At 72.8% G+C, this 8283-nt stretch carries 7 protein-coding genes; 3 read left to right on the top strand and 4 right to left on the bottom strand.

Annotated elements, in window-relative coordinates; translation table 11 throughout:
* The 3 genes from EAD96_RS28145 to EAD96_RS28135 form a co-directional block, all read right to left on the bottom strand.
* Nucleotides 1-749 (bottom strand): SRPBCC domain-containing protein (locus tag EAD96_RS28145; protein WP_147457946.1); only part of this gene is annotated, 749 nt, incomplete at its 3' end.
* A 21-nt stretch (nucleotides 750-770) separates the two neighbouring features.
* Nucleotides 771-2102, bottom strand: coding sequence for a low temperature requirement protein A (locus EAD96_RS28140; RefSeq protein ID WP_120570037.1), 1332 nt, complete (start codon nucleotides 2100-2102; stop codon nucleotides 771-773).
* 91 nt (nucleotides 2103-2193) lie between these two features.
* Nucleotides 2194-2784: a TetR/AcrR family transcriptional regulator gene (locus EAD96_RS28135; protein ID WP_121686370.1), complete on the bottom strand. Its 591-nt coding sequence runs from the start codon at nucleotides 2782-2784 to the stop codon at nucleotides 2194-2196.
* Between the two features lie 123 nt (nucleotides 2785-2907).
* Between EAD96_RS28135 and EAD96_RS28130 the strand changes: the two genes are divergently transcribed.
* Both EAD96_RS28130 and EAD96_RS28125 read left to right on the top strand, forming a co-directional pair.
* On the top strand, nucleotides 2908-4548 hold the full coding sequence (locus tag EAD96_RS28130; protein ID WP_120570035.1) for an MDR family MFS transporter: 1641 nt from the start codon (nucleotides 2908-2910) through the stop codon (nucleotides 4546-4548).
* Nucleotides 4549-4622: 74 nt separating this feature from the next.
* Nucleotides 4623-5471, top strand: a complete 849-nt coding sequence (locus tag EAD96_RS28125) for a phosphatase PAP2 family protein (RefSeq protein WP_121686369.1) — start codon at nucleotides 4623-4625, stop codon at nucleotides 5469-5471.
* Between the two features lie 7 nt (nucleotides 5472-5478).
* Here EAD96_RS28125 and EAD96_RS28120 read toward each other — a convergent pair whose 3' ends face one another.
* On the bottom strand, nucleotides 5479-7536 hold the full coding sequence (locus EAD96_RS28120) for a cellulose binding domain-containing protein (protein ID WP_121686368.1): 2058 nt from the start codon (nucleotides 7534-7536) through the stop codon (nucleotides 5479-5481).
* Between the two features lie 244 nt (nucleotides 7537-7780).
* Here EAD96_RS28120 and EAD96_RS28115 point away from each other — a divergent pair.
* The coding region (locus EAD96_RS28115; RefSeq protein WP_121686367.1) for a lytic polysaccharide monooxygenase auxiliary activity family 9 protein at nucleotides 7781-8283 on the top strand (503 nt) is incomplete at its 3' end.

The raw sequence follows: 8283 nt of genomic DNA, 5'->3' as shown, positions 1-8283 counted from the left end.
ACCACTGTCGAGGGCGTCGGGCTCGGCGTACGGCTGGGGGTGGGTGACGGCGTCGGCGAGGGCGACGCGCTCCGGCGGCTGGCACTGGGTGTGGGCCGCGCGGTCGTGGGCCGGACGGAGGGCGCGGCGCTGGATGGCATGACCAGCGACGTCGTGGGCGCCGGCGCGGCCGGTGCGGGCGGCTCTCCGGCGGTGGCCCACACCGTCGCTCCAGCCGCGGCGGCGATCAGCGTCACCGCCCCGGCCGCCAGCAGCACACGGCGCCGCCCGGGCCGGCGCTGGTCGTCGCCGAGCAGCCGGACCACTGGTAGTTCGGCGGTCAGTCCGCCCTCGGCGCGGCGCAGGTCGACGTTCTGGAACGCCAGCCAGTCGAGGATCGCCGGCAGCCTTCCGGTCACCGCCTGCTCGTGCTGCTCGGCGCGGGCGTCGGCGTCCCAGTCGCCCTCCTCGAGCACCTCGCGGACGGACAGCCGGGTGCCGTGCGCGGTGGGGGTGAGGTCGCAGGCGAGGCGGGTGGCCCGGCCGGCCTCCCGGCAGCGGACCACCAGCCGGTCCGGCGCCCGCAGCTCGACGGTCTCCACCTCGGTGTCGCCGTCGTAGCCGGGCAGCGCGGCGGTGGCCAGGATCCACCGGTCGGACCCGGGCGCGCTGTCGGCGAACCACTTGGCCAGCAGCGCGCGTTCCGTGAGCGCCCGCCAGATCCGGGCGGGCGGGTGGAACAGGTCGACCTCGGTGACGATCTCGATCACGCGGAGACTCTAGGGCCTGTGTCAAGGCCGATGTGGGGCACCGTCGCCGTCGTCGTGCCAGCGGGTCCGCCAGGCGGCCTCGCTCTCCTCGGCGCTGGCCTTCTCCTCGTGCATCAGCCGGCGCAACGCGACCCGGGAATCGGCGAAGATCACCAGCTCGGCCGCCACCAGGGCCACGCAGATCGCGGTGAGCAGTCCCAGCGCGCCGAGCGCCGGCAGGTGCCGGCCGACCGGCAGCGCCGCGGCGAGCAGGGCCAGGGCCCCGACCCGGGTCCAGGACAGCGTCCCCAGCGCGCGCCACTGGAACGCCATGTTGGCGGCGAGATAGACGAGCACGCCACCGAAGAGCAGTGGCACCGCCGGCCCGTGGCCGCGCTCCATCGCGCCGCCCGCCGGATCGGTGACGATCCGGACCAGTTCCTCGGCGCCGATCGCGAACAGGATCACCCCGGCGATCATCGGCAGGTAGAGGTAGGCGTACGCGTCGCGGGCCAGCGTCACCCGCGCGTGCCCCTGGGCGGCGTGCAGCGCGATCCGGGCGGCCGGGCCGATCATGTCGAAGTGCGCCCACCAGAGCGCCGCGGTGAACAGGATGCCGAAGATCGCCGCCGGGATCGCCGGCCACGTCACGGCCTGGCCGAGCAGGTTGCCACCGACGCCGACGGAGATGACCGACTCGCCGAGCGCGATGATCAGGATGAGGTCGTACCGTTCGGTCCAGTGCTCGGCCGAGGTGATCTTCCAGCCGTCGGTGCCCGCCAGCAGGCCGCTGCTGTACTGGATGGCCACCACCGCGATCCACAGCCCGTCGCGCAGCCACGGGCCGACGTCCGGCGGTACGCGCGGCGGCAGCAGCGCCGCCACCAGCAGCAGGGTGGCGGTGACCAGCGCCTCGGGCAGGAACAGCCGCAGCTTGCGCCGGGCCGGCGGGTCGTCGCCGGTGGCGTACCAGTACAGCGCGGTGTGCACGACGCGGATCACCACGTAGCTGATCGTGACCAGGATCGGCCCGGCGCTGCCCTTGTCCAGGTCGCCGAACGTCTGCGGCAGCGCGAGCGCGAACGTGAACAGCGCGATCATGCCGACCACCATGAGGATCGGCACGAAGCCCTCGCCGAGGCGAAGCCGGGCGGCGACCGCGCTGTGCACCACCCAGCACCACCAGAGCACGGCGAGCACCAGCAGCGCGTGCAGCAGTTCCCGGGGGGTCACGTTCGCGGCGGTGGCGCGCGTGATGATGAAGAAGGACACCACGAAGACGAGGTCGAAGAAGATCTCGAACCGGTCGACCCGGGTGGCGGGGGCGACGCCGGTCGCCGGCCCGAGCCCCTTGCGCCACCGGTCGCCACCCACCGGGCGAGTGTGTCAGTCCAGGTCAGGCGGGGTGTCGCTTTCGCCGCCCATTCCACCGGTCCGACGGGGGGAGCGGCGAGCCGGTGCCGGCTCAGCCCGCCGAAGGGGCGGCCAGGGCGAGCACGTCGCGCAGCACGTGGCGCAGCGACCGCCCCGGGTGCTCCAGCCACTCGTGCGCCGCGATCCGCAGGGACGCGAGGAACGTCGCGGCGACGATCCGGGCCCGCAGCGCCGCGTCGGGTCCGGTCAACCGGCGGGCCAGCTCCGCGGCCATCTCCCGCTCCAGGGCCGCGTACGCGCCGACCTGGTGGGCGGCCAGGCTCGGGTGGCCGTGCAGCCGGCGGCGCCGGTTGAGCCACGGCTCGGCCGGGTCGTCGTAGCCCTCCTCGGCCTGGACCAGGGCGGCCCGGGTCAGTGCCGCCCACGGCGACAGCTCGGCCGGTTGTTCCGCGACGAGCGTGAGGAGCCGGCGCAGCCGCACCGTGTCGCCGTGGAAGAGGGCCTCCTCCTTGCCGCCGAAGTAGTTGGAGAACGTCCGCCGGGAGACGTTCGCCGCGTCGGCGATCGCCTCGACGGTGATCCGGTCGGGGCCGTGCTCGGCGGCGAGGGACAGGGCCGCCTCGTGCAGCGCCAGGCGGGTGGCCGCCTTCTTCCGCTCCCGCAGCCCGGTGCACTCGTCCATGGCAGCCAGCGTAGGTGACCCATTTCTCAATGGGCAAACTTGCCGACCGGGCAAGGTCTAGTGTTGATTGCTTGAGGCAACGAAGCGGCCACCCCCGTATCGACACACCTGGAGGACGCGCGCATGAGCGCACCCACCGTGACGGCTGAGGCCGCCCCCATGAGCAAGCGGAAGACGCTGGAGGCGCTCAGCGGTCTGCTGCTGGTGCTCTTCGTGGCCATGCTGAGCAGCACCGTGGTCTCGACGGCCCTGCCGAAGATCATCGGAGCGCTCAACGGTTCGCAGACGCAGTACACCTGGGTGGTCACCGCCACCCTGCTCACCGCCACCGCGACCACCCCGATCTGGGGCAAGCTGGCCGACCTGTTCAACAAGAAGCTGCTGATCCAGATCGCCATCGTGGTGTTCCTGGTCGGGTCCGTCGCGGCCGGCTTCGCGCAGAGCGCCGGGCAGCTCATCGCCGCCCGCGCGTTCCAGGGCATCGGCGTCGGCGGCCTCCAGGCGCTGGTCCAGGTCGCCATCGCGGCCATGATCCCGCCGCGTGAGCGGGGCCGCTACAACGGTTACCTGGGCGGCGTCATGGCGCTGGCCACCGTCGGCGGCCCGCTGCTGGGTGGCCTCATCGTCGACACCTCCTGGCTCGGCTGGCGCTGGTGCTTCTTCGTCGGCGTACCGGTCGCGGCCGTCGCGCTGTTCCTGCTCCAGATCACCCTGAACCTGCCCACCGTGCGCCGGGAGAACGTCAAGATCGACTACCTGGGCGCAACACTCATCGCCGCCGGCGTCAGCGTGCTGCTGATCTGGATCTCGTTCGTCGACGACTCGTTCGCCTGGGTCTCGTGGCAGACCGGCGCCATGGTCGGCGGCTCGGTGCTGCTGCTCGCGCTCGCCGTCTGGGTGGAGGCACGAGCCGCCGAGCCGGTGGTGCCGCTGCACATCGTCCGCGAGCGCACCACCGCCCTGGCGATCCTGGGCAGCCTTGCGGTCGGCATGGCGATGTTCGGCGGCGCGGTCTTCCTCGGCCAGTACTTCCAGATCGGCCGCGGTTACAGCCCGACCGAGGCCGGCCTGCTCACCATTCCGATGATGGCCGGCGTGCTGATCTCCTCGATCGTGGCCGGCCGGATGATCACCGCCACCGGGAAGATCAAGCCGTACATCGTGTTCGGGTCGGTCGTGCTGGTCATCGGGTTCGCCATGCTCGGCACCATCGACCACGAGACCTCGCTGGTGTTCGTCGGCCTCGCGATGTTCATCGTCGGCGTCGGCGTCGGCATGACCATGCAGAACCTGGTGCTCGCCGTGCAGAACACGGTCGCGCTCAAGGACATCGGCGCGGCCAGCGCCAGCGTCGCGTTCTTCCGTTCGCTCGGCGGCACCATCGGCGTGTCGGTGCTCGGCGCGGTGCTGGCCCGCCGGGTCACCGACCGGATCACACACGACCTCGCCGCGGCCGGCATCCCCACCTCCGGCGGAGGCGGCGGCAGCACGCTCAACCTCGACGCGCTCCCCGAGCCGGTCCGGCAGATCGTGCGGGCCGCGTACGGGGACGCAACGGGGCACATCTTCCTGATCTCGGCCGCCATCGCGGTGGTGGGTATCGTTGCGGCGCTGCTGCTGCGCCCGGTCACCCTGCGTTCCAGCCTCGACCTGCCGGACACCGGCCGTTCGGTGGCGGTGGGGGCGGACGCCGTCGACGGCGCGCCCGCCTTCGACGAGGTGAGCGTGGACTCGGCCGGCCGGGAGGAACGCGCCCGCCGCTGAGCCCGTACTCCCAGGGCCGTCGCCGACCCCGGCGGCGGCCCTGGTCCATGCGGGGACGAACCGAAGGAGGAGCCGTGGACGCCACGCGGACCGCGCCCGCCCGCCTCGCCACATGGCAGCGGGCCGCGCGCGAGCTGGCGCTCGTCGCCGTGCTCTTCCTGGCCTACAAGGCGGGCCGGCAGGTGGTCGCCGGGCACGCCGACGTCGCACTGGCCAACGGCGAGTGGGTCTGGCGGCTGGAGCGGCTGCTGCGCCTGCCCGACGAGACGCTCGTGCAGGGGCCGCTGCTGTCGCACGAGCTGCTGGTGCGGCTGGCCAACTCCTACTACGCCTATGTGCACTTCCCGGCCACCGTGCTCTGCCTGGTCTGGCTCTGGCTGCGCCGCCCGGCCCACTACGTGCGGCTGCGGCGGGCCCTGGCGGCGCTGACCGCGGTGGCGCTCGTGCTGCACGTGTGCGTCCCGCTCGCGCCGCCGCGGCTGACCGAGCTCACCGGGCTGGTCGACACCGGCACCCGGTTCGGCCCGAGCGTCTACGGGCCGCCCGACACCGACCAGCTCAGCAACCAGTACGCGGCCATGCCGTCGCTGCACGTGGGCTGGGCGCTGGCGATCGCGCTGGCCCTGATGGCGGTAACCGCCGGACGGCTGCGCTGGCTCTGGCTGTTCCATCCACTGGTGACCGCGCTCGTGGTGGTGGTCACCGGCAACCACTACTGGCTCGACGGCGCCGTCGCGGTGGCGCTGCTCGTGGCGATCCTGGCCGTGCTGCCGCGGCCCGTGCCGGACCCGCCCGTGCCGGTCTCGCCGGCCGGACCGGTGCGCCCGCACGTGGTGCCGGCGCCGCGCCGGGCCGGCCACCGCCGGAACCCGAAGGTCCCGGCGGCGGCCGACGTGCGGCTGCGGCCACCCGGCCGGGGCTGACCGCCGCTCAGCGCAGCGTGCAGACAGTGCCGTTGAGGCGGAACGCGCCCGGCGGCACGTTCGGCCCGCTGTACGCGCCGACGAAGCCCACTGTCGTGCTCCCGCCGCCGGCGGCGAGCCGCCGGTTGTCGTCGGTGGGTGTCACCCGCACGTCGCGGCCCTGCTGGTCCCAGCCGGCGCTCCACCCGCTGCTCACCTGCTGCCAGGCCGTCGGCCAGGTCCAGGTGAGCGTCCAGCCGTCGACGGCCTTCGCGCCCGTGTTGATCACCTCGACGTTCGCCACGTACCCGTTGCCCCAGTCGTTGCCGGCGTCGAACCGCACCGCGCAGGAACTCTCGGCCGGGCTGCCGGTGGCGAACGTCAAGGGCGGGGACGACCACGAGACCCGCCCGGCGGTGTCCCGGGCGAGCACGTTGACCGTGTAGCGGGCGCCCGGTTCGAGGTTGCCGACTGTGAGCGACGTGCCGGCGGTCTCGCCGAGCTGCTCGCTCACCGCGCCGTGCTGGCGGTGCACCTCGTACTTGGCGATCGGCGCGGCACCGGGCGTGGCCGCCGGCCAGGAGATGGTCGCCGCGCGGTCGGTCACCGCGCTCGCCGCCGGCCGGCCGGGGGCGCCGGGCCGCCCGGCCGAGCTGCCGGCCGGTCGCAGCACGAGCGTGGTGAGCGAGTACGGCGGCAGCGTCCGCGCGGTCGCGTCGCCCGAGCGGGCGGTGCTGATCCCGGTCGCGCCGTTGGCGAACGTGTGCACTGTCGGCGCCTCGTCGGCCGGGGTGAACCCGGCGTAGTCGAGCGCCACCGGGTGGGCGGTGTCCGGGTCCTTATTGAGCAGCAGGACCGCGACGCTGCCGTCCGGCCGGCGGACCGCGTGCGCGGCGACCAGCGGCTCGTCCGTCCCGGCGCGGACGAGCTGGTCACCGGGGCGGGCGAACAGGTTCATCATGGACAACGCGTGGTACGGCGCGAACGGGGTGTTGAACGCCGGCTGGCACACCTCGCCGTCGCTCGTGCAGTTGCCGCTGGACAGCAGCCCGAAGTCGCCGTAGTCGGTCTGCCCGGCCACCTCGGAGACGGTGCCGATGCCGTTGTGCACGTTCCACCACTGCACCGTGAACACGCCCTGCTCCAGCAGGCCGCTGTAGGCGTCGGCGAGGAACAGCGCGCCCGGTGCTGTGGTACGGCCGGCGTCCACGTTCAGCTCGGTGAAGCTGATCCCGATCCGGTCCGCGCCGGGGCCGGCGTACCGGGCGATCTGCTGGCGCAGCAGCCAGGCCGCGTCCGGCAGGTGGTTGGTGCGGGCCAGCGAGTCGGCCGCGCTGCCGCCCGGGTACCAGTGCACGTCCACGAAGTCGATCTTCGGACCGGCCAGGGAGAGCACCGTCTGGTTCCACGGACCCGGGTCGGAGCCGGCGGTGATGCCGTCCGGCCAGTTGCCGGGCATGGTGAGCACCGCGCCGACCTTGATGCTCGGGTCTACCGCCCTCATCGCGTCGGCGTACTCGATCACCAGCCGCGCGTACTGGCTCGCGCTCTTGTCCGGGTGGTCGTCGGCCTCCCAGGCGGAGCCGTAGTGGCCGTTGCCGTAGTTCTCGTTGCCGACCGTCCACCACTTGGCGCCGTAGCCCTTGGTGACGTTGGCGTAGCGGACCCAGGCGGCCGCCTCGGCGGGCGTGCCGGTGCCGTAGTTCGCGATGATCATCGGCTCGGCGCCGACGCGGCGGGCGCCGGCCATGAACGTGTCGAAGTCGGTGTTCGGCGCGACGTAGCCGCCGGGCGCGGTGTGCGTCTCCCAGTGGTAGATGTCGGCGTACGAGCCGCCGGGGTAGCGCAGCATCTTCACGCCCGCGGCCTTGAGCAGGTCGGACGTCTCGGCGCTGCCGAGCTGCGCGTCCCAGATGGCGTGGTTGACGCCGAGCGCGGTGGCCGGGACGGTGGCCAGCCCGGCTCTGGTGTTCACGGTGACGGTGACCGGGTCCGTGGGGTCGGCGGCGGCGACCGGCCCGCCGGCGGTGCCGAGCGCGGTGGCGAGCAGCAGCAGGCCGGCCGCGAACGCAGTGGGTCTTCTCATCCGGGGATGTCCTTCGGAGGGAGTGGGACGACGGGAGATGCCCGGTTCTGCGTCGTCCTCCCGGCGCCCTGACGGCGGCGGGATGCCCACGAACGACGATCGGCTCCGCGCGGCGAGCCATCGATCAGGATCATACGCCCGTCGCTGGCGTGCAGGGCTTAATTTATAGACAGGAGTCTTTACTGTTAAGAATGTTTAATTTATGTTCGTGACACCTTCCGATCCCCCCGAAGGAGTTGCCACCATGCGCCGAAGAATCACCCTCCCGCTGCTCACCGCCGGTGCGGTCACCGGCACGCTGGCGCTCGCCGCACCCGCACAGGCCCACGGCTACGTCTCCTCGCCGCCCAGCCGCCAGGCGCTCTGCGCGCAGAACCGGGTGCCCGACTGCGGGCAGATCAAGTACGAGCCGCAGAGCGTCGAAGGCCCCAAGGGCCTGCGGAGCTGCCACGCCGGCATCGCCCAGTTCGCGGTGCTCAACGACGACAGCCGCAACTGGCCGGCCACCTCGGTCGGCAGCACCGTCACGTTCACCTGGGTCAACACCGCCCGGCACGCCACCGCCAACTGGGAGTACTGGATCGGCGGCACCCGGGTCGCGGTCGTCGACGGCGGCGGCCGTCAGCCCGGCGCGACCGTGTCGCACACCGTCAACCTCGGCGGCTTCTCCGGCCGGCAGAAGCTGCTCGCGATCTGGAACATCTCCGACACCGCCAACGCGTTCTACTCCTGCGTCGACCTCCAGAT

Origin of the sequence: Micromonospora sp. BL1 (assembly GCF_003667485.1) — a bacterium.
GTDB classification, from domain to species: domain Bacteria; phylum Actinomycetota; class Actinomycetes; order Mycobacteriales; family Micromonosporaceae; genus Micromonospora; species Micromonospora tulbaghiae.
The sequence above is the reverse complement of the archived record's forward strand: the minus strand, read 5'-3'. Positions and strand labels throughout refer to the sequence as shown.